Source organism: Campylobacter sp. CCUG 57310, assembly GCF_013201975.1.
In the GTDB taxonomy this organism is placed as follows: Bacteria; Campylobacterota; Campylobacteria; order Campylobacterales; family Campylobacteraceae; genus Campylobacter_A; species Campylobacter_A canis.
The window spans coordinates 97,045-122,059 of the sequence record NZ_CP053845.1 but is presented as its reverse complement, the minus strand read 5'-3'; the positions used below and the strand labels follow the sequence as shown (position 1 = coordinate 122,059).

Annotated in this window: 25 protein-coding genes; 12 read left to right on the top strand and 13 right to left on the bottom strand. The window is 38.7% G+C overall.

Translation table 11 applies throughout. The annotated features are described in order from the left end of the window. The first annotated feature begins 1 nt into the window (after position 1). Genes hydG through hydF form a run of 3 tightly spaced genes read left to right on the top strand, consistent with a single transcriptional unit; the run spans position 2 to position 3,695 of the window. Positions 2-1,471 (top strand): [FeFe] hydrogenase H-cluster radical SAM maturase HydG, encoded by a 1,470-nt coding sequence (gene hydG / locus CORI_RS00710; protein WP_173030395.1) that lies wholly within the window; start codon positions 2-4, stop codon positions 1,469-1,471. Beyond that, positions 1,459-2,511: a [FeFe] hydrogenase H-cluster radical SAM maturase HydE gene (gene hydE, locus CORI_RS00705; protein ID WP_173030394.1), complete on the top strand. Its 1,053-nt coding sequence runs from the start codon at positions 1,459-1,461 to the stop codon at positions 2,509-2,511. Before hydG ends, hydE begins: the two co-directional genes overlap by 13 nt. Continuing rightward, a complete protein-coding gene (hydF, locus tag CORI_RS00700; RefSeq protein ID WP_173030393.1) occupies positions 2,508-3,695 on the top strand; it encodes a [FeFe] hydrogenase H-cluster maturation GTPase HydF in 1,188 nt (395 codons plus the stop codon). Before hydE ends, hydF begins: the two co-directional genes overlap by 4 nt. Here the strand turns inward: hydF and CORI_RS00695 are convergent. Next, positions 3,692-4,963, bottom strand: coding sequence for a DUF2254 domain-containing protein (locus CORI_RS00695; protein WP_173030392.1), 1,272 nt, complete (start codon positions 4,961-4,963; stop codon positions 3,692-3,694). The genes hydF and CORI_RS00695 overlap by 4 nt on opposite strands. Before the next feature lie 539 nt (positions 4,964-5,502). Here CORI_RS00695 and CORI_RS00690 point away from each other — a divergent pair. After that, positions 5,503-6,105, top strand: a complete 603-nt coding sequence (locus tag CORI_RS00690; RefSeq protein ID WP_173030391.1) for a hypothetical protein — start codon at positions 5,503-5,505, stop codon at positions 6,103-6,105. Between the two features lie 20 nt (positions 6,106-6,125). Here the strand turns inward: CORI_RS00690 and CORI_RS00685 are convergent, their stop codons facing one another. The 3 genes from CORI_RS00685 to CORI_RS00675 form a co-directional block, all read right to left on the bottom strand. Next, positions 6,126-6,374, bottom strand: coding sequence for a hypothetical protein (locus CORI_RS00685; protein ID WP_173030390.1), 249 nt, complete (start codon positions 6,372-6,374; stop codon positions 6,126-6,128). A gap of 729 nt (positions 6,375-7,103) precedes the next feature. Further along, positions 7,104-9,113: a rhodanese-like domain-containing protein gene (locus tag CORI_RS00680; RefSeq protein WP_173030389.1), complete on the bottom strand. Its 2,010-nt coding sequence runs from the start codon at positions 9,111-9,113 to the stop codon at positions 7,104-7,106. 76 nt (positions 9,114-9,189) lie between these two features. Beyond that, entirely contained in the window at positions 9,190-11,184 is a 1,995-nt protein-coding gene (locus CORI_RS00675; RefSeq protein ID WP_173030388.1) for a multiheme c-type cytochrome, read from the bottom strand. A gap of 830 nt (positions 11,185-12,014) precedes the next feature. Here CORI_RS00675 and CORI_RS00670 point away from each other — a divergent pair. From CORI_RS00670 to CORI_RS00660, 3 genes are read left to right on the top strand one after another with little or no spacing between them, the layout of a single operon-like run. Beyond that, a complete protein-coding gene (locus tag CORI_RS00670) occupies positions 12,015-12,200 on the top strand; it encodes a hypothetical protein (RefSeq protein ID WP_173030387.1) in 186 nt (61 codons plus the stop codon). Then, positions 12,185-12,526, top strand: a complete 342-nt coding sequence (locus CORI_RS00665) for a hypothetical protein (RefSeq protein WP_173030386.1) — start codon at positions 12,185-12,187, stop codon at positions 12,524-12,526. The genes CORI_RS00670 and CORI_RS00665 overlap by 16 nt, the downstream gene beginning before the upstream one ends. Beyond that, positions 12,526-12,762: a hypothetical protein gene (locus CORI_RS00660; RefSeq protein ID WP_173030385.1), complete on the top strand. Its 237-nt coding sequence runs from the start codon at positions 12,526-12,528 to the stop codon at positions 12,760-12,762. The genes CORI_RS00665 and CORI_RS00660 overlap by 1 nt, the downstream gene beginning before the upstream one ends. A gap of 130 nt (positions 12,763-12,892) precedes the next feature. Here the strand turns inward: CORI_RS00660 and CORI_RS00655 are convergent, their stop codons facing one another. From CORI_RS00655 to CORI_RS00630, 6 genes are all read right to left on the bottom strand, one after another. Further along, positions 12,893-13,669 carry an AMIN domain-containing protein gene (locus CORI_RS00655; RefSeq protein WP_173030384.1) on the bottom strand — a complete coding sequence of 259 codons (777 nt, stop codon included), beginning with the start codon at positions 13,667-13,669 and terminating at the stop codon, positions 12,893-12,895. An 11-nt stretch (positions 13,670-13,680) separates the two neighbouring features. Next, positions 13,681-13,959: a septum formation initiator gene (locus CORI_RS00650; protein WP_169941043.1), complete on the bottom strand. Its 279-nt coding sequence runs from the start codon at positions 13,957-13,959 to the stop codon at positions 13,681-13,683. Then, entirely contained in the window at positions 13,956-15,206 is a 1,251-nt protein-coding gene (eno, locus tag CORI_RS00645) for a phosphopyruvate hydratase (RefSeq protein ID WP_173031893.1), read from the bottom strand. The genes CORI_RS00650 and eno overlap by 4 nt, the downstream gene beginning before the upstream one ends. Then, positions 15,206-16,300, bottom strand: a complete 1,095-nt coding sequence (gene recA, locus CORI_RS00640) for a recombinase RecA (RefSeq protein WP_173030383.1) — start codon at positions 16,298-16,300, stop codon at positions 15,206-15,208. The genes eno and recA overlap by 1 nt, the downstream gene beginning before the upstream one ends. A gap of 239 nt (positions 16,301-16,539) precedes the next feature. After that, positions 16,540-17,157 (bottom strand): tetratricopeptide repeat protein, encoded by a 618-nt coding sequence (locus tag CORI_RS00635; protein WP_173030382.1) that lies wholly within the window; start codon positions 17,155-17,157, stop codon positions 16,540-16,542. A gap of 13 nt (positions 17,158-17,170) precedes the next feature. Continuing rightward, positions 17,171-17,398 carry a hypothetical protein gene (locus CORI_RS00630; protein ID WP_173030381.1) on the bottom strand — a complete coding sequence of 76 codons (228 nt, stop codon included), beginning with the start codon at positions 17,396-17,398 and terminating at the stop codon, positions 17,171-17,173. A gap of 295 nt (positions 17,399-17,693) precedes the next feature. Here CORI_RS00630 and CORI_RS00625 point away from each other — a divergent pair, with 295 nt between their 5' ends. The 5 genes from CORI_RS00625 (at position 17,694) to CORI_RS00605 (ending at position 22,061) form a co-directional block, all read left to right on the top strand. Then, a complete protein-coding gene (locus tag CORI_RS00625; protein ID WP_173030380.1) occupies positions 17,694-18,566 on the top strand; it encodes a menaquinone biosynthesis family protein in 873 nt (290 codons plus the stop codon). Beyond that, positions 18,567-18,833, top strand: coding sequence for a flagellar biosynthesis protein FliQ (gene fliQ, locus CORI_RS00620; protein ID WP_169941033.1), 267 nt, complete (start codon positions 18,567-18,569; stop codon positions 18,831-18,833). Next, positions 18,830-19,603, top strand: coding sequence for a UDP-N-acetylmuramate dehydrogenase (locus CORI_RS00615; RefSeq protein ID WP_173030379.1), 774 nt, complete (start codon positions 18,830-18,832; stop codon positions 19,601-19,603). Before fliQ ends, CORI_RS00615 begins: the two co-directional genes overlap by 4 nt. A 58-nt stretch (positions 19,604-19,661) precedes the next feature. Next, entirely contained in the window at positions 19,662-20,726 is a 1,065-nt protein-coding gene (locus CORI_RS00610) for a tetratricopeptide repeat protein (RefSeq protein ID WP_173030378.1), read from the top strand. 288 nt (positions 20,727-21,014) lie between these two features. Further along, a complete protein-coding gene (locus tag CORI_RS00605) occupies positions 21,015-22,061 on the top strand; it encodes an isoaspartyl peptidase/L-asparaginase family protein (protein WP_169941029.1) in 1,047 nt (348 codons plus the stop codon). 124 nt (positions 22,062-22,185) lie between these two features. Here the strand turns inward: CORI_RS00605 and CORI_RS00600 are convergent, their stop codons facing one another. The 3 genes from CORI_RS00600 to CORI_RS00590 are packed head-to-tail and all read right to left on the bottom strand — an operon-like array spanning position 22,186 to position 25,004. Beyond that, positions 22,186-23,283: a nicotinate phosphoribosyltransferase gene (locus tag CORI_RS00600; protein WP_173030377.1), complete on the bottom strand. Its 1,098-nt coding sequence runs from the start codon at positions 23,281-23,283 to the stop codon at positions 22,186-22,188. 24 nt (positions 23,284-23,307) lie between these two features. Next, entirely contained in the window at positions 23,308-23,718 is a 411-nt protein-coding gene (locus tag CORI_RS00595; protein WP_169941025.1) for a hypothetical protein, read from the bottom strand. After that, entirely contained in the window at positions 23,715-25,004 is a 1,290-nt protein-coding gene (locus CORI_RS00590; RefSeq protein WP_173030376.1) for a phosphatase PAP2/dual specificity phosphatase family protein, read from the bottom strand. The genes CORI_RS00595 and CORI_RS00590 overlap by 4 nt, the downstream gene beginning before the upstream one ends. Between the last annotated feature and the right edge of the window lie 11 nt (positions 25,005-25,015).

Here is a 25,015-nt window from a genome sequence, read left to right as displayed (position 1 = left end):
TATGTCGTGGACAGATGAACGATACGAACAAATTCTAAAATGGGTTAGCAAGCACGAATACGAAGATTTCATCAATGAAAACGAGATAGAAGAAATTCTATCTCAAACCAAAAACGCAAGCAAAGATGAAGTTAGAGCCGTTATCAAAAAGGCTAAAGAAAACGCTATAAAAGGCACCATGCTAACTCCTTACGAAACGGCGGTGCTTTTAAATAACTCTCACGATGAAATTTGGGATGAAATTTTTGAAGCCGCAACAGAGGTCAAAGAGGAAGTTTACGGCAACAGAATGGTGCTTTTTTCGCCTCTTTATATCTCAAGTCCGTGCGTAAATAACTGCAAATACTGCGGATTTGCCGCTTCAAACACCGCTACGAAAAAGAAAATTTTAAAAGACGACGAGCTAAAAAACGAGATAGAAAGCCTGCTTGATATGGGACAAAAGCGCCTTATAGCGGTTTACGGCGAACATCCAAAGAGTGATTATAACTATATCGCAAAGACGGTAAGAGAAATTTACGGTGTTAGAAAAAACAACCTCAGCATTCGCAGGGTAAACATAAACGCCGCTCCTCTTTTTGAGGACGAGTATAAGGTAGTTAAAGCTGAAGGCATAGGCACTTTTCAAGTATTTCAAGAGACCTATCACAGAGAAACTTACGCCAAATACCACCCACAAAATACGTTAAAAGGCATTTACGACTGGCGCGTTTTTGCGCTTCATAGAGCTCTTAAAGCAGGGCTTGATGATGTGGCTATAGGCGCACTTTTGGGACTTTATGACTATAAATTTGAGATTTTGGGATTGCTTTATCATGCCATGAGTTTAGAAAAATACTTCGGCATAGGTCCGCATACTATCTCTTTCCCTCGTATCAAAAAGACCTCAGCCGGCGCAAACGACATGCCTTATGCGCTAAGTGATGATGAGTTTTTAAGAGCTATTGCGATCATTCGCCTGATGTGTCCGTTTACAGGCACTATCCTAACGGCTAGAGAAGAGCCGTCCGTAAGAGATGAGGCGATAAGAAAGTGCGGAATTTCTCAAATGGACGCAGGCACAAACATAGGCATAGGCGGGTATTCTAAGAAAAATATCAAAGACGAGCTTGACAATCAGCAATTTAAAATCGGAGATCACCGCTGTATCGATGAATTCGTGCTAAACGTGATGAAAAAAGACAAAATTCCAAGCTTTTGCACATCCTGTTACCGTGAGGGGCGCACGGGTGATCACTTCATGCCTTATGCCAAAAACGCCAAGATCAAGTATCTTTGCTTGCCAAATGCGATACTGACGCTTAAGGAGTATTTGCTAGACTACGGCTCAACCGAAGCAAGAGAGCTTGGCGAAAACGTGATCATTCCAAAGTATCTTAGCGAGCTTGAGGAAAATTTACCTAGCGTTGCGCAAAAAGTTAGAAATTTGATAAGCGATATGGAAAAGGGTGCAAGAGATTGTCATCTATAAAATTTATAAATGAGCTTGAAGCAACCCATACCACTTCGCTTTACGGGCTTGAAAAGATCATTGCTGACAATGACAACTGCGAGTATCTTTTCGAGGCGGCAAATAGAGTTAGACAAAAATTTGTAAAACAAGAGGTGCATCTAAAAGCTCTTATAGAGATCTCAAATATCTGTGCTAAAGAGTGCTTTTACTGCGGTCTTAGAAGCAAAAACAAAAGTCTAAAACGCTACAAGATGAGCGCAGATGAGGTAGTTTCTTGCGCCAAAGAAGCCGCCATAAGCGGATATAAAACCGTAGTCATGCAATCAGGCGAAAGTGGCGCATTTAAAGATGATGAAATTTGCGAGATCATACGCGAGATAAAGAAATTTGGCGTTCAGATCACGCTTAGCTTTGGCGAAAAGAGCTTTGAGCAGTATAAAGCCTACAAAGAAGCGGGTGCAGATAGATACCTGCTTCGCATAGAAACTACCAATCAAGCTCTTTATAAAGCTCTTCATCCCAACATGAGCCTAAAAAACCGCATTAAGTGTTTAGAAAATTTGCGAATCTTAGGCTACGAGACGGGAAGCGGCTTGCTTGTGGGCTTGCCGGGAAGTAGTGCTAAAATTCTAGCAAGAGATCTGATGTTTTTAAAGAAACACGACTTTGACATGATAGGCATAGGGCCTTTTATACCCGCTACAAACACACCGCTTGAGTACTCAAAAGCAGGCGAGATAAAGCTAGCCCTAAAAGCAAACGCTCTAACAAGACTGCTTTTGCCTAAGATAAATATCCCCGCCACAACCGCTATTGAAACGCTTGATCCAAACGAAGGACGTAAAATGGCTTTAAGAAGCGGTGCAAACGTCATCATGCCTTCAATCACGCAAGGCAGATATCACGATCTATATAGGCTCTATCCGAATAAATTTTGTCTAAAAGAAAGCGTGGCTGAAATTTATGATAGGTTTGATGATATGCTTGCCTTGATAGGAGATAAAATTTCGCTTACAAACGGCAACAGCGTGCATTTTAACCAAAGGCAAGGGCTGTGAACACTCCAAAATCGATGCGCACGGCCATAGGGATTTTCGGCAGGCGAAACGTCGGCAAATCAAGCATTATGAACATGCTAAGCAATCAAAGCGCCTCTATAGTATCCGATGTTGCGGGAACTACGACCGACACGGTGCAAAAGAGTATCGAGATACACGGGCTTGGCGCCGCTACGCTATTTGATACGGCGGGCGTTGATGATGTGGGCGAACTTGGCAAGCAAAGAGTTTTAAAGACAAACGAGACGATAGAAAATATCGATATAGCCCTTTTGGTTGTAGAAAATAACGAATTTGGCAAATTTGAAAGCGAGCTTATTGCCAAATTTAAAAGCCTAAGCAAGCCTTTTTTAGTGCTTGTAAATAAGTGCGACCTAAAAGGGTCAAAGGATGAGTTTTTAAATTTGATAAAGCCATTTAAATTTGTCAAAACTTCTGCCAAAACGAGTCTGAATTTAGAGCTGATTTATGAAAATTTAGCCGAAATTTCAAAGCAAATTTCAAAAGATACTGACGATCTTTTTAGCGGAATTTTAAATCCTGACGACATAGTCTTACTTATAACGCCGATTGATGATGAAGCGCCTAAAGGCAGGCTTATATTGCCTCAAGTGCAAGCCATAAGGCAAATTTTAGACGGCAAGGCTTACGTTTGCGTCTCAAGTGGCGCGGATGTGTCAAAAACCGCGCAGATATTTAAGCCAAATTTGATAGTGTGCGACTCGCAGTGCGTCTTAGAAGTCGTAAAAACAGCTCCAAAAGAGGCAAAAATCACTACTTTTTCTATCTTGATGTCAAGACTAAAGGGTGATTTGAGCGAATTTATAAAAGGCTCTGAGCGAGCCAAAAGCCTAAAGGATAACGATAAAATTTTAATAGCCGAAGCCTGTACTCACAACGCAAAAGACGGTGACATAGCAAGGGTTAAGATCCCAAAAATGCTTAGCAAATTTAGCGGTAAAAAGCTTGAGTTTAGCTACACAAACGGCAAGGATTATCCTGCGAATTTGGATGAATTTGCGCTCATTATCCACTGCGGAGGCTGCATGATAAACAAAACCATGATGAAAAACCGCATGCAAAAAGCTTCACACGCCATAGTGCCTATAACAAACTACGGTATCATCATCTCGCTTTGCCAAGGCGTGCTTGATAGGGTTACTGAAATTTTTAAGACAGCTTAGCCGAAAAATTCACTATACTTCTTACTTAATCTTGCTTTGTCAAAATCACTTACAAGCACGCTTAAGCTTCTATCAAGAGCCGTTTTAGCCTGAGCTTTGGAAGCGGATTTTAAAATTTCATCCTCGCTGTTTTTGTATACGGCAAAAAGCGTCTTTTGAACCCTAAGAGCTACCTCTACGTTTGAAGCTCCGTCGCGGGCTATGGCATCTATGCTTTGAGTTATAAAGTCGCTTATATCAAGGTCTTTAACGCCTATTCGGTGATAAATATATGCTTTGTCCTTATCCTGCAAGACGCTCTCGTCAAGCAAAAGTCTAGCTATCAAATTTAGCACGCTAAATGCCGTTCCAGGGTCATTTACGGCAGAAGATAGAGCTCTTTGCGCAACTTCACTAAGCACGATAAGTCCAAATCTTGGATCTTGCTCAAAGCTTCTTTGAGTTTCTATAACAAAGCTTTCATAAATTTGAGCAAGCATGCTCTCTTTTTCTTTTGCACTTAAGTCGGTATCTTCATCAAAATACAAAAATGCAAGCTCATCGCCTTTAAATATATAATCGCCCGATCTTACATCAATAAAAATTTTAAAGCCAAACTTTTTAGATAGATTATAAAGATAGTTTAAATTCATATGAGTTAGATAACCCGTGCCTTTAGAGTAAAGCGCCATATCGGGCTCTTTGTCGTTTGGACTCCAGCAAGCTCCCAAATTTGGGCTTAAGGCATGGTTCTTCATGGCTTTTGCGGTAGCCTTATAAATTTTATCAAGAGTATTTCCAAGCCTACCAAGATGCGAGAGCGTATGAACCCACTTTATAAGCGTATAGATAAGATACACAAGCACGGTAGCCGTGCTTATAAATAGTATAAACCTGCCGTTTTGACCATAGTATTCAAGCCCAAGAGCTATCTTAGCGATCACCGCATAGATAAATGCCGATATGAAACTAGCTATCGTTATGCGGGTATTATCATCGGCCATTATTAGCTCGGTAGCCCTTGGAGTAGCGTTTGCAGAAGCGCTAGAAAAAGCAGAAACCATAATGGAAAGCGAAAAGGTAATAACCGCGAGCATACTTGAAGCTATGATGTCAAGAAGATCTTGTAATATATCTCGCTTGATATCGGGTAAAAGCTCTGGCGGAAGATAAAAAGTCCCTAAAAACGCCATAAAGGCAAATACTATCGCAATGATAGCTCCAAGTGCAGGCATAACCCAAAGAGTATTACTCGGCTTTTTTAGCCAGATGAAAATTTTATACCACAAATTTAATCCTTTGAGAGATTATATGATTTTAAAAACGTGATTATAAATTTTAAAAGGATAAAGATCCCCCCCCCTTTTTTTTTGCCCTCTCGCCAAAGTAGAGCGAATAAATTTAAACAACCCACAAAATTATACCTCTTCTGATCGGCTATTTGGCTTATACTATTTCAATACTAGATAAAGTTTTTATCATACCAAAACCAAGTTAATTTGAGCATAATAAATTTAATTTAAATTATATACAATAAGAATTATGATAATAATTTTTATAATTAAATAAAATTTTAAGTATTTTAAGGCTACAATTTTTTGTAATTCGGATAAATTAACTCTTAATATATTAACTTCAAATAATTTTATAAAAACCTATTAAATTAGGCGAGGTTGTTAAATTTATGATGTTTTACTTGTCTGAATTACAAAAGGTTAATTATTAAGAGATTCCTAATCCGAATTACAAATTTAAGGAATTTGTTGATTTCTAATGCAGAAATTTTACTTAGCGAATTTCGCTACAACTAAATTTTAAAGGATAAAAAATGAAAAACACAAACAATACAGTAAAAGTAAATTTTGAAATAAACGATGTAATCGTAAGTTTAAATTTGGCTAGTAAAAATAATATGCCGATAAGTTATGATTTAACTAATTGCGAAAATTCTTGCGCTGATTATAATTATGACGAACAAATTGCATTAGTAGCCTCTAGTGTTGATTATAGCAATCTAACTCAAGAAGAAAAACAGTTTTATGCAGATATTTTAAATTTCATCTTTAGAGGAACTATAGGAAACGTGCAAGCTTCTCAAATTACGCCAAACGTAGCAAAAGCTGCGGATTTCTTTTTAAAAGAAATAGCCAATTGCTCACAGGGAATTACGGCTACTCTTGTAGGGTTACCCGGCGGACAACTCTACTCTATAGCTTTTAATATATTTTTAAAGAAAATTGAAAGCTACTTGCATATTCCATATGTTAGGGCATTGATTATTGAAGCTGTAACTTCTCATTATATAGGCAATATATTTAAGTATATTTTTAGAAATGTTAGATATAGAATTTGCGTTGATACGGTCAATATAAAATGGAAAAGCCAAATGGGTCTTTTGCTTTATGGTATTATAGACGACTTATCGTATTGATTAAATATGCGTAGCGCCAATTATTTTGGTGCTACGACTACAAAATCTATAAAATAAGCTACAATAGCAATACCTGCAAAGATATAACTAACATATTTTTCATCAGAAACAAATAAATCAGGATCAAATACTAATGCCATCGCATACAAAAATAAAGCTATAGCTTCTCTACCGTCTAGCATATCTTGAGTATTTGCAAATTTTAAGTCATAAATTATTAAGCTTATTATAGCGGTATGAGAAATTAGCGAAATAATTCTATATTTCATAATACCTCCTAAGTATAAAAAATAATAATACTTTAAAACTTAAATTATATTAAATTTAATATAGCAACTAAAATAAATATTCCTAATAAAAAGACACAAATTTTCAAATTTATTTATGATAAAATATTTGATATAGTTTTGAAAAAAATTGAAAAATACATTGATATTCCTTTTATTATTGCATTCAAAACCGAAAGAATCACTTCTGGTAATGTAAAAAAATTAATTGGTTACATTTTTAGAAACGGTTTAATAGATGAGTTATCTCGCTAGTTTTTATAAATTTAAAATCCTATAACTAGCAAATTTAATATTGTAAAAGCTGCAACAAAAATAGTTAGCCAAAATACGGCTTTATTTTCAGACCAAATTAAATAATTTGGTCTGAATACTATAATACATCCATAAAGTATTAATGCAGGAAATGCATAATAAGAATTTCTATAAATAAATGTTTCAGGATTTTGATATTTTATCATACAAATAGAATCTGCAATTACTATTATATGACAAATTATCATAATTATCTTTAATCAAATTTTATAAAATCATACTATTAAATACTAATCTCATTTAAAAATCAACTTTACTTTGCCATATTTTCTCATATTGAAATATTTGAAATTTAAGTAGCCGTTACTCTACGGAATAGAACAATATCAAAACCATACATAAAAAATAAAATTTTGAGATAAAAAGTAAAATCCCCGCCAAAAGCGGGGATAAGTGTTACGCTATAAACGCGTAGATCATCATAAATAAGAACACCATACCGGTTACTAGCATCGCATATCCTGCGAATTTAGCTAGGAAGCTGTATGATTTGAAGTTATCTTCTTTCTCGACTAATTTATCAAACATTCCGTTCTTCATCAAGCGGTCATACCACTTGCTTCTTTCTTGTCTCATCTCTTCGGCAGTTAAGCTTCCTGAGAAGATTACCGTATCCATAGGGAAGCGGTCCGCTCTAAAGTGAGTGTTAAAGAAGTGGATCGCAAAGATAAATCCTGTCGCTAGCAACGCCTCGTCTGAGTGTACTAGAGTTGAAAGGTTTAGCGCCCAACCCGGCAAGAAATTTGAAAACCAAGTAGGGAACCACAACACAAGACCGGAAAATCCGATGATAAACATACCCCAGAACACCGCAAGGTAGTCGAATTTCTCCCAGTATGTCCAGCGGTCAAACTGAGGTCTTTCGCCTTTGCCCATAAACCATCTGAAGTGGTCTCTCATATCTCTTAAGTCTTGCATATTTGGCATCAAGCTGTTTACGCCAAAGACACCGCCTTCATATTTACCCCATTTAGCGATTATTTCAGCTATATGGCTAAAGAATACGGCAAACATAATAACTGCCGAAATATGGTGAATTTGAGTAGCCATGATAGGTCCGCCCATTAAATTCATCATATCTTGAGCCCAAGGAGCCGTATAGAATTTTTGCGGTAAGCCCGAGAACGCAAGTCCAAGGAATGAAGCCGCCATAAAGAAGTGCTGCCACATGTGGAATGCGCTAAAGCGTCTAACTTTAACTCTATCGTGATGAGCCGCTTCTCTTGCTTTTTTCCAAGCGACCGGATTTTCAAGTCTAGTTTTAATAAGCTTAATTGACCACAACAATGTATGGAAACCAAAGAAGCTAAATACCGCTATAACAAGTCCCGTCATAAATATATACGCCGTATATAAAAGAGGGAATTTCTCACCGTCGGTATGATCCGCATGAGCTACAAAGCTAACGAAATTCTCATTTGATCCAGAGTGACACTCGGCACATGTTTTGATACGATTTTCCGTCATAGCCAAAGTTGATCTTGGATCATCGATCTTAAATACGTTGTGTGTTCCGTGACAATCAAAGCACGCCGCAACCCTTGGTGCATCGCCCGGCTTGTTAAGCAAGAGCGCTTTGCCGTGGAAGGTATCGTGATAGTGCTTTTGTTGCTCTTCGTGACAAGAGCCGCATTTTTGCTCGCTAAGTTGCTTAAGATCAAGCGTCATTCTAGCTTGCGCCGTGTGGATACCGTGACAATCAGAGCAGTTAGGAAGCTCTTTGTTCGGATCTAAATTCTTATGAGACGCTTCATCGTGAACGCTTCCCATAAAATCTTTTTTCACATCTTTGTGACAGCTTGCACAGTTGTCATTTACGAAATCTTTATCTTTAAAAAGCTCTTCGCGTTGCTCTTTTGAAGCAAATAGAATTTTTTCCGAGCTATGGCAATCTCTACAAGAAGGAATTTGACCAAACAGTCTTCCTCCGTGAACCATATCTTCAAAATCTTCTATCTTCTCTTCGGTTAGCTTTCTTTTTGATTTACCTACTTTTTCTATCTTATTTCCGGCTATTGACCATCCCTCTACGCCATCGGTTAAGATGTAGAGATTTTTATAGCCCAAATCTTTAGCAGTCTTTGCTGCAACGCTGCTGTCAAAGCTCATTCTATTATCAGAGTAAAATACTAAATGAGCCTCTTTATCTTTTGGCAATAACGATGCATTCAACTCGTCCGCATTGTTTAAAATCGCTCCGGGAATATGTCCAAACAGACGACCCGCAGGCGAACTCATATCTATAAAATATGTATCTTTTTGACCTAGCATCTTCTCAGCTTGATTGATACTAAGCGATTTTGCCCCTTCAATACCAAAATTTAAAGGCGAATCCATACTAGCAAAAAGATTATGCGATATCGTTAAAGCAAAAAATATCATCAATCTTATACATAATCCATACATATTCTTTCCTCCATATATCCTAATGAACCGTCACTAGGTATAGCGGGGCGATTTTTGCCCCGCAGCCGTGTTTAGCTTATTTTGATTTACCTTCTAAGATGTTTGTTGCTTGCTCAACGTAAACCAAAGCTTCATCAACTAGTTTCAAAGAATATTTAGGTCCGTGAACACCCCAAGAACCGTCTTTTTTAAGTTTTTCTAAGATATCCTCGGCTTGTCTTGCATAAGATATAACTCTAGCTTTTTGATCTGTTGTAAGTTTTTTGTTGTTACTCATACCGCGATCAATCTTTCTAAGAGCAATCTCTACTTTTGAGTAGCCGTCTTTAACAGGAAGTTGCCATTCCATAACCAGGTCATAAATCATAGCTTGATCTGTAAATTTAAGCTTATCAGGCAATGTTGATTGAACAGGGCTATGGCAACCGCTAGCTCCAGGAGCCATTAGGTTAGGATCACTAAAGCTTGTTCTACCGCAAGACCACATTAAGTCAACGAAGAATCTTCCGTTTTCATCTCTATCAAGTGTCCAGCCTTTTACGGTCATAGGATCTCTTGGTTTGCCTTCAGGTGGGTTGATTGATTTTCTATCTTTATCAACCATGATGTTCCAGATGTGTGAAGCACGAACGTTGTCAAATCCGCCTTTGTCAGGATTTTGAACAGCTGCGAAGTTCTCACAACTCATCATATTTGGCATGTGGCATCCTGTACAATTGTCTTTAGCATGAATTCCGCCTTGTTTAAAGAAGCTTTTTTGAACTTCGTGGCAGTCTTCGCAAGTCTTTTTAAGTCCTGTTAATGTATAGCCGTCTTTCCAGTCGTTGGCTGTAACTTCGTGCGGATCGTGGCAAGTGTTACATCTCATACCCTCATCGTAGTGAGCGGAGTTAAACAGTTGAGCACCTTCGGTTCCGCAAGATGGACAAGATGATTTAAAGTATGCGTTAAACTGTTTTCTTGGGTTTTTTTCAGAGTCTGCTTTATGCCAAGCAAATCTTTGGTGACATCTTTCGCAGTTACTTGGCATACCCGCACCTCTAGCTCCGTATAAGTGAGCTCCAGCACCGTGGCACTCCTCGCAGCTAATACCTTTTGTTATAGTATGCTCTCTTAGCTTTTTAGCATCGCCGAGCGCTGCATAGAATTCATCTTTAGATTTAAAGTCGAATTTAAATGTGTGACAAATTTCGCAATACGCACTTGCAGGTTGGAATTTGAAATTTTTTCTATTTGATGCGCCGTATGAGTTCATACCCCACATATGAGAACCGCTCTTGCCGAAATCTTCCATTTTAGTAGGGAATCCCGGTGAGAATTCTGCTATCTTTTTAGTCATTTCAGGAGTTAGGAATTTAGCCCATAAAACTGAGTATTGGTTACCGCCCGCTACTAGTTTACCGCTAAGATCGCTTAAATTTCCGTCTTCAACGTGATATGTTCCGCGAACTAACCATTTATCAAGGAAGCCGTATTTTGTTCTTGGGGTTCCTATGATGCCATATGTATCATCAGGCTCAATACCTGTAGTAAGAATAGGAGTTGTCTCAATAGCTCCCGGAAGTCCTTTTTTAACATCTCCGCCTACCTCTTCAAGCTCTTCTGGCCATCTTATGGTTTTAGCGTGACGTGAGCGCTCCCATTGCATATATTGAGCAGGGTGACACTCGCCGCATTTTTTATGCCCTACGAATTTGTTTGGAAAGTCAAGGAATGACTCCATACCAAGACGATAAGTAACTGCGGTATGCTCCATATTGTTCTCTTTAGCATAAGCAGGGCCTTGGTTTATCTCGATAAATTCCTCCACACGATCGCTTAAGCCGTATTTACCTACGAGCCTACCTTCTTTTTCGTAATGAAAAACTGGGTGATTTTTCTTCAAATACTCCCAATACTCTTTTTCATGCCCAACATAGTCTTCCAAAGTTCTTGGGGCAACACCGTCATTCTGAAATGTCTCACCTTGCTCAAAGGGCTCCTCGTACTTGTCGTTTGCGCTTAGAGGAGATATAGCGCACATAGCAAGAAAACAACTACAGGTTATAAATTTTAACCAACCTCGTTTCATCTCATTCTCCTTCATAAATTTTATAAACAACATTTTTCAAAAATTATGCTATCGGTACAAATCTAAATATTAAAATTTAATCTTTAGATTTAAAAAAACTAAAGCCAAATTTTTGACTATTTGATCTTTTTATATAGAAACAAATCAAATCTAGCTCTTGTCCTTATACCCTCCTTTCATGACAAGAGAAACACAAGAACTAATGTATTAATCCTATTTTAAATAAAATATTAATATATATTTTTTTAAACTATTCTAAATTTAAGTGTAAGCGAAATATTATTTTCACGTTTTTTATGATGTTTTTTTAATATTATAACCTTTCTATATATAAATTATAAATTTATTATCTAGAAATATTGTAAATTCACTATTTGATATTTAATATTAAAAATATGATGTATTACTATTATATATAATTCTATGTACAAAATTTAGATATACATAATTTTAAATAATAAAAATAGTAACTAAATCGTTACAAATTATAATTTGCCAAATTTATTTTTTGTTAAAAATAAATTAAAATTATGCATAAAATAATACTTTTAGTTTATTTAAAATACTCTGACTACACTATGTAACTATTTGAAACATTCTTTAATATTCTTTAAAATTTAAAATTTAATTTTTCTAATTAAATTTAAGAGTTATTAAGTCTCATTTTAATGAATACTTGTTGTTTGCTAATTCATTTTTGTATTCCAAACTTAAATTCAACAGAGTTAAATATTTTGAGCAATTTATGTATTGACTAGCTTTAGTACAATAGTAAAAATAAATACTAAAAAGAATCCGTTCGCATCAAATTTTATTCCATATCCAATTTAATGTTTATCTTTTGCGACAGTAATTACATCTTGTTTCCTCACGTTAAATCCGCAAGCGAATATCCAGAGCTTTTAGCCGATATAAAAGGTAAATTTGATAGCTCTTATGATAGCGATGTAAAATGCGAATACGTAACGCTTAAATTTGACAAGCAAGAAAGGATAAGAAAATGGCTAAATCATTAGTAAGAAATCAAATAGCAGGCAGAACCTTTGGCTTTGCAGTTCCTGCCGACGGAGCAACGGCTAAAACTTTTTGTGATAATCACTTAGAGGGAATTTACAACATTTATGAAGTTGAAAGCACTTCAGGTAATGAAGTAGAGGCAAGCGTGTTAAGGGTAACTGTTACGGGTAAAAGTCAAGCAGGTAGAAAGCATACTTTAACTTTTTACGGCAAAGCCGGACTTAAAGAGAGCGAAATAAAAGCGGCATTAAAAGACGTTACATTTAATAACGTTAAATTTGATGAAGTTTATATCATCGGTATATCCGAAGTTGCTATATCGTAATGACTTCATTTGATTTTTTAAATCATCTTGAGCCGATAGTAACAGTATCGGCTCTTTTGCTTACGGGTCTTAACTGGATAATATCTTTAAGGATAGATAGCATTAATAAAAGACTTGACAGCCTAGAAAACTTAGTTAAGATAATCACAAAACAAACCGAGATAAGATTTAAATATGACACTAGGAAAACATCAAGAAATTTTAGTAAAGATATGAATCAAGCAACTATACAGTGAAGTTAATCAAACAAAGCCCATAGGCTTAAATTTTAAACAACCAAATTTATTATCATGCAGATATAAAAATTTTACAAAAACGCTTAAACCAATATATCTTAACAATATTAAAAGTCAAATAGAGCAAAGGTTACCTCTTTAAAGTTAAGACATATCCCTCCTCGTCACTAGTAATTGTGTATTTATATCTCTTATCAAGAGTTATGGAAGCTCGGTAAAATCCATCGTGAGCTCCAAAAGTGATTGATTCAAAAGCACCGCAGTCAAGCTTAAAAGTCTTAGTAAGAAACCCTTTTGGATTTTTGAAGTCAATTACGATCTTTTTGTCTTTAAGCACGGCAAAGTCTCTTGTTTTAATATCTTTTGTGAGAATTTTAAGGCTCATAGGACCAAATTCAAAATCCGCTTTATGAAAGCTTATTTTTTTAAGTGGCTCTTGTTTTTTTTCTTCAGCAGGAGCAGGCTTGATAACCACTTCTTGCATCGGCTCTTGTTTCATAGTGTCTTGTCCGGTTAAATTTATATCAGCGCCCATAGGTTTGGGAGCGGTTTTAACCGAAACATCAACAACAGGCTCATTCATCGTAACCGACACATCAGGCTTTAGCACTACCGCAGGCGATAGAGTCTTTGTTAGCGTTAGTTCATCATGCCAATTTATACTCTTATTTACATCAATAACTTTTTCTTTGATACTTCCGTCTTCGCTCTTATACTTAACCGATATAGAGATAAAATTCCTTGCATCGCTCGGGAATTTTATGTTTTGCTTTTCAAAAGGAGCTAAAATTTCAACCGAATTTGTCGTAGTTACACTTGTATTTAACTCGCCCGTCGGCACAAACGGATTCTCTCTGCCAAAGCTAGCACTTAAAAAAATCAATACAAAAAACCAAATTTTACCCATATCAACTCCAATTATTTACTATCTTGCGGTTCAAGCTCTTTTAGCTCAAAAAACGACTTTTGAAGCTCGGCATTGCGCTTTTTTAAAATTTCCACATCTTTTTTAAGCTGCTCTTTTTGATCCTGAAGCCCCAGCATTACATCTAAAGACCTCTTGCCAAACATTATATTTCCCACATATATGCCAAAAAGAGCCACACAAAGAAGCAATCCGATAATCTTAACAATAGTTTTAAAAGAGTATGATCTCTTTATCTCGTTCTCGTCATACTCCTTTAAAATTTCACTCAAATTTCATTTCCTAAAAATTCATCCGTCTCAAGCTCGATCTCAAGCAAGCGGTTGTATTTGGCGTTTCTTTCGCTTCTTGAGGTTGCGCCCGTTTTTATCTGACCCGTATTCATCGCTACGGCAAAATCAGCTATAAAGCTATCTTCACTCTCGCCGCTTCTATGACTCATGACGCAGCGATAGCCCTTGCGTTGCGCTAAGCGGATAGTTTGCATAGTTTCACTTACGCTTCCTATCTGATTTGGCTTGATTAAAATCGCGTTTGCAACGCCTTTTTTAATGCCCTCTCGTAAAATTTTCTCATTAGTTACGAAAAGATCGTCTCCTACCAGCTGAACCTTGCTTCCAAGTCTAGCCGTGAGCTTCGCCCAACCGTCCCAATCATCCTCGCTAAGTCCGTCTTCAATAGAAAATATCGGATACTTATCGCAAAGTTTTGCGTAGTATTCTATAAGCTCTTCGGAACTAAATTTCTTGCCTTCAAGCTCGTAAGAGCCCGCTTTATAAAGCTCACTTGCAGCCACGTCAAGAGCCAGTTTTATCTGCTCGCCCGGCTTATATCCAGCTTTTTCAATCGCTTGCATTATGATCTTAAGAGGCTCTTCATTATCCTTTAAATTCGGTGCAAATCCGCCCTCATCGCCAACTGCGGTGCTGTGTCCAAGCTCGTTTAAAATTCCTTTTAAAACCTGATAAATTTCAGCCGCGGCTCTTAGGGCATCGCTAAATTTCTCAAACCCGAAAGGCATAATCATAAATTCTTGAAAATCCACGCTGTTATTTGCGTGCGCTCCGCCGTTTATGATGTTAAACATCGGCACGGGAAGCACGCTTGCATTCGCTCCGCCAAGATAGCGATAAAGAGGCATATTTAAGCTTTTTGCAGCCGCTCTAGCAACCGCCATAGATACGCCAAGCACGGCATTTGCGCCTAAATTTGAGTAATTATCGGTCCCGTCAAGCCTCTTCATCTCATCATCGATTGATTTTTGATCGTAAGCGTTTAGCCCGATTATCGCTTCGGCTATAGCTTCATTTACGTTGCTAACCGCTTTTAACACGCCCTTGCCACAATATCTACTATCCTTATCCCTAAGCTCTAAAGCCTCGCGCTTGCCGGTACTAGCTCCGCTTGGTACGACAGCGCTTGCAATCGTCCCGTCGCTTAGCGCAACCGTAGCGCGCACAGTCGGATTTCCTCTACTGTCTAAAACTTCTATCGCCGTAACATCATCTACAAAAATCATCATTCATCTCCTGTTTCTTGACTATCTTCGTCATCTTTGCCGCCGCCGCTTATAATGTGTTCAATTCCCATAGATCCTTTTATCGCAGCTACGATCTCATCGACCACTTCAGGATTTTCTTTTAAATACGCCTTGGCATTTTCTCTGCCTTGACCGAGTTTGCTCGCATTGTAACTAAACCAAGCGCCGCTTTTATCGACTATATCAAGCTTAACGCCGTAGTCGATTATCTCGCCTTCTTTGCTGATTCCTTCGCCAAACATTATGTCAAATTCAGCCGTTTTAAACGGAGGCGCAACTTTGTTTTTCACTACTTTTACTTTCGTTCGGTTGCCGATAGGTTCTTCATTTTGTTTAAGGGTCGCGATTTTACGAACGTCAAGACGAACGGAAGAGTAAAATTTAAGCGCATTTCCACCTGTTGTAGTCTCAGGCGTACCATACCCCATAGCGCCTATCTTCATACGAATTTGGTTGATGAAGATGACGGTGGTTTTCATCTTATGCACGATTCCGGTTAGCTTTCTTAAGGCTTGGCTCATAAGTCTTGCTTGAAGTCCTACATGCTGATCACCCATATCGCCCTCTATCTCGCTTTTTGGCGTAAGTGCGGCGACGCTATCAACTACGATAAGATCGATCGCTCCGCTTCTTGCAAGAGTCTCTACGATATCAAGAGCTTGCTCGCCAAAATCGGGTTGAGATATGTAAAGATTATCCGTATCAACGCCTAAATTTGAAGCGTATTTCACGTCAAGAGCATGCTCCGCATCGACAAATGCGCAAATTCCGCCCGCTTTTTGAGCTTCGGCGATGATATGAAGCGTTAAAGTCGTCTTTCCCGAGCTTTCAGGTCCATAAATTTCTATAACCCTACCCTTTGGAACGCCGCCTATACCAAGAGCCAGATCAAGTCCGATCGAGCCCGTAGCTATCGAGTCTATAGGCTCTACTTGCCTATCTCCAAGGCGCACCATAGTGCCCTTACCAAAAGCTTTATCGATCTGCTTTAACGCCAGATCAAGAGCTTTCTTTTTGTCGGATTCGGATTCTAGGGGGGTTAACTTTTTCTTGTCGTCTTTTTCAGCTGCCATTTACTGCCTTTAAATTTGTAATAAATTGTCTGATTTTATCAAATTTGAGATGAATTTTCGTTTATTTGAAATTTGAAGTTTAAATTTTATATTTGATTTGCACAAAAGCTTAAAGCCCTAAAACCAAAATAAATAATCACCATAAAGCCAAAAGAGCTACCAAAATATAGCTCTTTTGTAAATTTGAATTTATAAAAGTTGCGATTTTATAAAGAATTTCATATAAGCCGCAAATTTGATCAATTAATTTTATTAAGCATCTCCTCAGCCCGTTTGTTTCCATTTTTAGCCGCAAGAGTAAAAAGTCTTTTAGCCTCTTTTAGATCCTGAGCTACACCGTGGGCGTTCATGTAGCAAATTCCAAGCATATACTGACCCCCCCCCGCATGTCCTAAATCAGCCGCCTTTTTAAAATAATTCGCCGCCTTTACTAAGTCTCTTCCGATTTTTATATCGCCTTGTTCGTCGTAGTAGATAATACCCAGCATATAAGCTGCAGGTGCGTAGTTTTGCTTATCTGCTTGTTCATATAGCTTAAAGGCCTGCTTATAATCAAACATATGATAATAAATATTCGCCAAATTCGACTTAGCCACGGGATTTCCTCTATCTGCCGATCTTTTATACCACATCATGCCGTCTTTGTAGTTTTTAAGCCCCGCTTCATAAGCATAGCCTACTTTAAGCTCGGCGTCATCATCCTTTTGCTCGGCATAAGGCATCATGAGATCAATCGCCTCTTTAAATTTGCCGTTATCCGTAAGCTCAAAATATCTATTCACAACATCTTGGGGAACCTCGGCAAAGCAGTTAATGGCAAAAGCGGCAAGTATCGCGGTTAAAATTTTAAATTTCATTATCTCTCCTTAATTATCTCTTGATTATTATCAGATCTTTAAAATACTTCTGATAGTCGTCATGATATCTGTAGCCCTCTTCTACGTAATCTTTGATGAAGCCGTCCTTATCGGTAACAAAGTGCATATTTCCGCAGTGATAAATCGGATAACGAGTTAAGATTACGCCGTATCCGTTATAAGTGATATTGTCCCCCTTGTACTCGCACTCTTTGTATATATAATACTTATTGCTAAGCATACCGATATCTACATGAGGAAAATAACTTAATACGATCTATCACCAGCGATATATGCTGTCCTTTTAGTTGCTTTAAACTAGGATTTATATACCAACTCGTACCGTCAAAAATACTCGCACATCCGCTAAAAAACAATGCTTTTTCATAGTACTCTCCACGAATCTATTTAATTTTACCGAGAACTTGTATCGCAATAAAGCAAATTTTATTATTCAAGATATAAAAGCTTGTTTGAAGCTTAAATTTAATCAACTATTCATAAAATTTAACCTATAATCCTAAAAAGGATTAAATTTGAGACATTTTAAAGATATTAGCGTAGCGCATTCACCCGATGCGGACGATATTTTTATGTATATGGCGATAAAATTCGGCTGGGTTGATTCTACAAATTTGCGTTTTAGCAACCTTGCTTTAGATATCCAAACGCTTAACGAAGAGGCGCTTAAAGGCACTTACGACGCTACTGCGATTAGTTTTGGATTATATCCGCTTATAAGGGATAACTATGCCTTGCTTCGGTGCGCGGTTAGTTTCGGAGAGGGATACGGACCAAAACTGGTAAAGAAAAAAGATAAAATTCTAAAACGAAATTTCAAGGTCGCACTCTCAGGCAAACACACCACAAACGCGCTTTTGTTTCGTGTGGCATATCCTGAGGTGCGCATAGTTTATAAAAATTTCTTAGAGATAGAAAATGCCGTTTTAAGCGGCGAAGTTGATGCAGGGGTGCTCATACACGAAAGTATCTTAACCTTTAGCGACGGGCTTTGCGTAGAGCGTGAAATTTGGGATATATGGCAGGAGTTTTCAGGCGGGGATCTACCTCTTCCGCTTGGGGGCATGGCCGTTCGTCGCTCACTTCCCATAACCGACGCCATAGAGTGCGAGCGAGTGCTTACCAAAGCCGTTAAAATCGCAACCGAGCATAAGCCGTTTTTATCTCACATGCTCATGGAGCGAAATTTGATCCGAGTCGATAAAGAAAAGCTTAAAATTTATCTGAATTTATATGCAAACGATAGCTCCATATCGATGAATGAAACACAACTAAACGCCGTAAACAAGCTGTTTGAGATAGGCTACAAGCACGGCTTTTACGATGAATTAATCGATGCGCGCGACTATCTGGTGCCAACTGAATACAACGACGTAAGGTTTAGCTAAATGCAATCAACCCTAATCGAACTGGGCATAGAGACCTTTAAAACCGCGCTTTATCTAAGCTTTCCCATGCTTTTAGCAGGTCTAAGCGCGGGTCTTATCATCAGCATTTTTCAAGCGACTACGCAGATAAACGAGATGACGCTAAGCTTCGTGCCAAAGATCATCCTCGTAGTCGTCGTTATCATATTTCTCATGCCTTGGATGGTAAGCATGATGGTTGATTTTACTATCCGAATGATTGAGTTTATCCCGCATTTCGTGCAATGACTAGGCTTATTGATTTTTCTAAATTTACTTCCGTTAAAATCGGCGGCATGCACGAGGTTTTGCTCATAGATAGCACGCAAGATGATACGCAAGGACGCGTGATAATAGGTAGCGGAAACAACCTTTTAGTTTCGCCAAGCCCTGCACCGATGGCGATTTTAAGCGATAAATTTGACTATATAAAGCTTGAAAGCGAAATTTTAGAGATAGGTGCTGCTACAAAGAGTGGTAAAATTTATAATTTTGCTAAAAAGCACGATCTAGCGGGCTTTGAGTTTTTGCAAAATATCCCGGGCACGCTTGGAGGAATGATTAAGATGAATGCGGGGCTTTGTGGAATTTCCATGAGTGACAATCTGCTTGAGATGCGTTTAAAACAAGGCTGGGTAAAAAAAGAAGAGATAAAATTTGCTTATAGATATTGTGAGCTAAACGAAATTGTTTTTGCAGCCAAATTTAAAGCAACAAAAGGCTTTAACGCTGCACTTGCAAGCGAATTTGCGCTTAAACGCTCAAACCAGCCAAAAGGAGCCAGCTTTGGAAGCTGCTTTGTAAATCCAACTGGCGATTACGCAGGCAGACTTATCGAAGCCGTCGGGTTAAAAGGGCACGTTATCGGCGGAGCAAAATTTAGCGAAAAGCACGCAAATTTCTTGATAAATTTTGATAATGCAAGCTTTGATGATGCAATAAATCTCATAAATTTAGCCAAAAAACTAGTGCTGGAAAAATTCGGCCTAGAACTAAAAACGGAAGTTGTTATAATTTAGATTAAAAATATATTAAAAAAGTTATAATTCTTACAGATTTACTCGCAAGGAGGAGTCTATGAAAAAGTTAGCTTTAACCCTGTTTTTAGTATTTAGTTGCTTGTCGGTAGCACAAGCCGGACCAAATCACAACAACGGGCTAGCGGCAAAATCCAAAGGTCAGTGGAAAGATGCGGAGCACTACTTCAAGCTAGGTTGCTATAAAGAAAAAGTTGATTCTTCTTGTAAAGAGCTTGGGCAGCTTTATGAGTTCGGAAAGGGCTCTGATGTCAAAAAAGATTCTGGGCTTGCAAAGCAGGCTTATGAAAAATGCTGCGAGATATCATTTGGCAAAAGATCCGATTGCTGCAATAAAGTAAAAGATAAAACAGCCGTAAGCCCTGAAAAAGGTTGTGAAAACGGCGATGCATCAGCTTGTATAGACTACGCCTATGAAAAACAAGACATCAAATACTACCAAAAAGCTTGCGATTTGGGCTCAAATTTAGGATGTTTATGGACTGGATATTCATACACTGAAGGCAAAAACGGCGCGCAGCACGATCCTAAAAAGGGCTTTGAGATATTTTCAAAACTTTGCAGTAGTGGCTACGATGACGGTTGCAAATTCGTAGCGATGGGCTATAGAGACGGCAAAGGTGTCGAGAAAAACATAGACAAAGCGATCGAAATTCTAAGCCAAATTTGCGGGGGCGATAAATTTGACGGATGCGCAAAGCTGGGCGAAATTTACCAAGACGACAAATACGGCAAAAAAGACGAGATAAAGGCGTTTGAGTATTATTTGCTAGCCTTTAAAAAAAAAGATCATGAAGCTTCAGGAAAATACGTAAAAGATAAAAACAATGCCGCAAAAGCTTGCGAAGCCAAGATCGCCATTGGATGCGAATACGCAGGCTCTGCATACTATCAAGAAAAGCAATTTGCCAAAGCGGTGGAGTATTTTGACAAGGGCTGCGAACACGGCTTAGTCGAATCATGCCTATTTGCAGGCTACACATACCAGATGCCGCCTGCTGAAAGCGGGGTCGCAAAAGATCTTGAAAAGGCTAAAATTTACTTCAAAAAAGGCTGCGATATAGGCTCGGCTCAATGCTGTAGCGCGCTAGAATCTATAAAATAAACTTATAGGCGCATTTAACTCATTTGCGCCTAAATTTATCTTTCAAACTCTACTTTTTGCAATCTTTCGGAGATAAAATTTCGGCGCCCAACTTTTGCTTCTGATTTATTATTTAACTCTTAGCGGTAAATTACTAAGTATGATAATTTACTACACCCCCAAAAGAATAAGCTCAATTTGAGAACCTGTCCAACACTAAAAGCCTCAAATATAATTTATTAATTATAAATTTGATATTAAGTAATAAAATTACAATAACTATTTAAATTTACTCACAAAGGAGAGTGCATGAAATTTTTTAGTTTAACCAAAACTGCAATGGTTGCAGCTAGTATTGTTGCATTAAGCTTTTTAAGCCTTAATGCCGGTGAGAAATTTACTCCACTAATTGTAATTCACGGGGGCACAAGCAAACTTGATCTATCCCAAGATGAATTTATGCTTCGTGCAGAACCGATGAAAAAGGCTCTTAAAGCAGGCCAAGCAGTCCTTGAAAAAGGCGGAACAGCGATGGATGCGGTAACGGCCGCTATAATCATCTTGGAAGATGATCCGAATTTAAATGCGGGCAAAGGAGCTGTTTTTACTTCAGATGGATTTAACGAACTTGACGCTTCTATCATGGACGGTGCAACTAAAAAAGCGGGTGGAGTGGCTATGTCAAGACATATCAAAAACCCTATTTTAGGCGCGCGCCTTGTGATGGAAAAGACTTGGCACACGCTTATAGCTGGCGAAGGGGCGGACAAGCTAGCCAAAGCAAACGGGCTTGAAATGGTCGAGCAAGAGTATTATTTCACGCAAAAAAGATACGATCAGCTCAAAAAAGCCAAAGAAAAACAACAACTCATGCTTATGAAAGATGACGATAAGAGCGATAAACTCGCAGCATTAAAAGATAAAGCCGAGCCTTATCTTGGCACGGTAGGAGCGATCGCACTTGATAAAAACGGCAATCTTGCCGCAGCAACAAGCACCGGCGGCATGACAAACAAGATGACAGGACGTATCGGAGATAGTCCTATCATAGGCTCAGGAACTTATGCGGATAACGATTCTGTAGCAGTTTCATGCACAGGCACCGGAGATATCTATATGCGAGTAAATGCGGCTCACGAAGTTTCAGCCCACTACAAATACGCTGGCGGCGATGTGCAAAAAGCTGCCGAAAATGCTATAAAACAAGTAGATGCTCTAGGCGGAAGCGGCGGCATAATCTCAATTGACAAAAACGGCAAAATCGGCTTTGCTTGGACAAAACATAAGCTAGGAATGTATCACGGTGAAGCAAAAGTAGGGTCTGAACCTATCGTGCATTGGCCTGTCGGCAAATGATTCATACAAGATCGATGCAGGTGGCAAATTTGTCTGCCTACCTGCATTGGATTAGAATTTGTAGCGCAAAAACGTTTGCGAATTTAAAATCAAAGGCGCAAATTTAGCTCGTTTGCGCCTAAATTTATCTTTCAAACTCTACTTTTTGCAGTCTCTCGGAGATGAAATTTCGGCGCCCAACTTTGGCTTCTGCTTTGCCGTTTAGTTCCACAAGATCGCCCGTAAATCCGCAAGTATCGTTTCTAACGGTAAAGCTTCCTACGCCATAGATATCAACAGGCGTATCATGCGCTTCAAATTCGGCAATTTTTTCAGGAGTAAAGCCCGAGCTAACGACTATCTTAACGTGATTAAAGCCATTTTCATCAAGAGCTTTACGAAGTGCAAAGATAAGCTCTTTGCAGACTCCATGCGGATCAAATCCGCTTGTGTCTTTGTCCTCAAAATACTTGTCTATGAGGCTTTGAGATGTATCGACCCTAACGGCACCAAGCCTTGATTTTAGCGCATTTGCAGCTAAAAGTGCATCAGTGATCACGTCGTTATTGTAATCAACAAGTGCCGTTACAAGCTCGCCGGGAAATGTTTTAGCGTAAATTTCACACGCCTTTACTATATCTCCCTCACACATCTGAACAAGCGCGTGGGGCATAGTCCCCATACCCTTGCCACCCCACCAAAAGCCCTGAGCGTCGGTTGAGACGCGATCTATGCCCGCGACATAAGTGGCGTATCCGTCGCCTATCTGCGTTGAGATGTCATCTTGCCTATCCGCCATAGAAAAGACTACCTTGCCGTTTGCGGCCTTTAAGGCTCTAGCAACATTCGTAGCTACCGAGCTTCTGCGAGCCAGAGTGGCGTCTATAATATTTTCTAAAAAGCCGAAATTTTCATACTTGCCGCTTATCTTTAAAACAGGCTCGTTTGCGTTTATGATATCACCGTCATTTAACGCGTAAATTTCAAGCCATTCAGGCTCTTTAGCGAAGGTATATACGATCGCTATAGCTTCATCGATACCACACAAAGTGATGTTGTTCGCCCTTTGAAAAAACTGCATAGTTACGTGCTGGTCGGGTAAATTTTGCTTTATGACCTGATTTATCTTTAAAAAATATCTTGCGGTATAAAATCCCTCGGCTATCCTTGGGTCAAATTTAAAAGTCTTGTTCGTAAGACGCTTGATGACGCCTTGTTTTTTTAGCTCTATCTCGTTACTCATCACACCTCTTTATATAAATTTGCTTCACGCTATCCACTTAAGGCAAAGCGTATAAATAACAGCCGCAAAGCTAACGCCAATCAGCATAAACCAAAGCTTCATAGCGCCTTTGCACCTTGAGGTCATATCTCTTTGGATGAAGGATTTTTTATCTTTAAAAGATATCTGCTTAACAAGTCCAAGCGTCCTTAAACTTTCGTCAAACCTCTCAAGACTAAGCATGCCGTCAGCAAATTCCTTAAAAATTTTCGCGTCAAAATAAAGCCTGATATGAAGATAAAATATAAAAATATAAAGCGCGGCGAAGATAAATTCCTGCCAAATTTTGTGCGGATACTGCCAAAATATAAAGGCGTGGATCAAATTTACAAGCAATATTATCTTATGGGTATTTATGAGCTGCGAAGTAGTAAGTGCCAGCGATGATTTGCTCATCCAAACTCCATAAAAAATTTTCTCACGCTATCATCTATGACAACTTTAGGGCGCGAATTTTTAATCAGTAAAATCGCATCATCTACGTTCATTTTCTTACACCAAACCAGCCAACCAAGCAGCACAAGAGCGCTTCTGCCGTATCCTAGCGCGCAACAAATGAGCGTTCTTTTATTTTTGCTAATTATACTATCCATTGCCTTTACGGCGGCTTTGAGCTCATCAAATTTTGGCTTTACCATGTCAAGCATGGCGAAATTTAAGTAAATTTGCTCCGCTTTGGGATGAAATTCGCACTCCGCCGTAAGGTCAAAAACGGCTTCAAATGTATGCGCCTCGGTGATCGAGCCAAGATGGACATTTGGCAAAATTTCACTGCTTTTTGGCGCATGCTTTAAATTTAGCCAGTAGATGATGTTTAACCGAGCCATTATAAGATATGGCAAGAGCAGCCAAAAAGATGAAATTTTGCCGTTTTGCTCTTTGCGAAAAATTTGTGCACCGAACAAGGCGTAACCAAAACCGACAAGAGTAAAGCTAACACTAAAATAAAGCAACCAAAGAAAGGCTCCGCCAAGATAAAAAGCAAATGCGGCAAATATGAGCGCAAGCAGAGCGTAAAAGCTCGCCCATTTGATATGAGATGTCGTATGAGCGAGGTTAAATTTTAAAATTTCGCCCTCAATTGGCACTATAACAAGCACTAAAAAGCCCACTAAAAACCCTGTAGGTATATCGATAAAATGGTGCTGATATGTAGTAAGCACGCTAAGAGCTATCAGGGCAAACCACGCTAAAATGATAGCCTTAAGCCAAATTTTACTCGTTTTTGATATATAAAGCGAACCCACGACCACGCACAAGATGATGTGAAGCGATGGAGCTTGATTAAACGGCATATCAAACGTCGCAAGGCTATCAAAGAGAAATTTGGACAACCCAAAACTCTCAGGCTTACTCCAAGAAATTTGAAGCGGAAAGAGTATAAAAAATACAACCGCGATAAGCTGAGAAAGCAGCAGCTGAGCCGTGTATCGGTTTAGTTCGCGAGAATTTTTACACAGCAAAAATCCAAGCCCGTAAAGCAAATTTAACGACCAATAAGGCAGTATCGTCCAAGCGATAAACGGGATAGCATGCTCCCATTCAAAGATGATTTCGGGCACGAAGCTTTGCTTTGAAGCAAGGTAGTTTGCAAAGCCGTAGCTTGCGTAAAATGCAGTTGCTACGCAAAGCAGATAACCAAGTCTAGTTAAAAACCGGCTAAGCTTAGGGCTAAATTTCACTTCTCATCTTT

Excerpts from the sequence above, each read along its gene's own strand:
- hydG (WP_173030395.1), top strand. The coding sequence starts at position 2 with ATGTCGTGGACAGATGAACGATACGAACAAATTCTAAAATGGGTTAGC.
- CORI_RS00690 (WP_173030391.1), top strand. The coding sequence starts at position 5,503 with ATGAAAAACACAAACAATACAGTAAAAGTAAATTTTGAAATAAACGAT.
- CORI_RS00685 (WP_173030390.1), bottom strand. The coding sequence starts at position 6,374 with ATGAAATATAGAATTATTTCGCTAATTTCTCATACCGCTATAATAAGC.
- CORI_RS00680 (WP_173030389.1), bottom strand. The coding sequence starts at position 9,113 with ATGTATGGATTATGTATAAGATTGATGATATTTTTTGCTTTAACGATA.
- CORI_RS00675 (WP_173030388.1), bottom strand. The coding sequence starts at position 11,184 with ATGAAACGAGGTTGGTTAAAATTTATAACCTGTAGTTGTTTTCTTGCT.
- CORI_RS00670 (WP_173030387.1), top strand. The coding sequence starts at position 12,015 with ATGTTTATCTTTTGCGACAGTAATTACATCTTGTTTCCTCACGTTAAA.
- CORI_RS00665 (WP_173030386.1), top strand. The coding sequence starts at position 12,185 with ATGGCTAAATCATTAGTAAGAAATCAAATAGCAGGCAGAACCTTTGGC.
- CORI_RS00660 (WP_173030385.1), top strand. The coding sequence starts at position 12,526 with ATGACTTCATTTGATTTTTTAAATCATCTTGAGCCGATAGTAACAGTA.
- CORI_RS00655 (WP_173030384.1), bottom strand. The coding sequence starts at position 13,669 with ATGGGTAAAATTTGGTTTTTTGTATTGATTTTTTTAAGTGCTAGCTTT.
- eno (WP_173031893.1), bottom strand. The coding sequence starts at position 15,206 with ATGATTTTTGTAGATGATGTTACGGCGATAGAAGTTTTAGACAGTAGA.
- recA (WP_173030383.1), bottom strand. The coding sequence starts at position 16,300 with ATGGCAGCTGAAAAAGACGACAAGAAAAAGTTAACCCCCCTAGAATCC.
- CORI_RS00635 (WP_173030382.1), bottom strand. The coding sequence starts at position 17,157 with ATGAAATTTAAAATTTTAACCGCGATACTTGCCGCTTTTGCCATTAAC.
- CORI_RS00630 (WP_173030381.1), bottom strand. The coding sequence starts at position 17,398 with ATGCTTAGCAATAAGTATTATATATACAAAGAGTGCGAGTACAAGGGG.
- fliQ (WP_169941033.1), top strand. The coding sequence starts at position 18,567 with ATGCAATCAACCCTAATCGAACTGGGCATAGAGACCTTTAAAACCGCG.
- CORI_RS00615 (WP_173030379.1), top strand. The coding sequence starts at position 18,830 with ATGACTAGGCTTATTGATTTTTCTAAATTTACTTCCGTTAAAATCGGC.
- CORI_RS00610 (WP_173030378.1), top strand. The coding sequence starts at position 19,662 with ATGAAAAAGTTAGCTTTAACCCTGTTTTTAGTATTTAGTTGCTTGTCG.
- CORI_RS00605 (WP_169941029.1), top strand. The coding sequence starts at position 21,015 with ATGAAATTTTTTAGTTTAACCAAAACTGCAATGGTTGCAGCTAGTATT.
- CORI_RS00600 (WP_173030377.1), bottom strand. The coding sequence starts at position 23,283 with ATGAGTAACGAGATAGAGCTAAAAAAACAAGGCGTCATCAAGCGTCTT.
- CORI_RS00595 (WP_169941025.1), bottom strand. The coding sequence starts at position 23,718 with ATGAGCAAATCATCGCTGGCACTTACTACTTCGCAGCTCATAAATACC.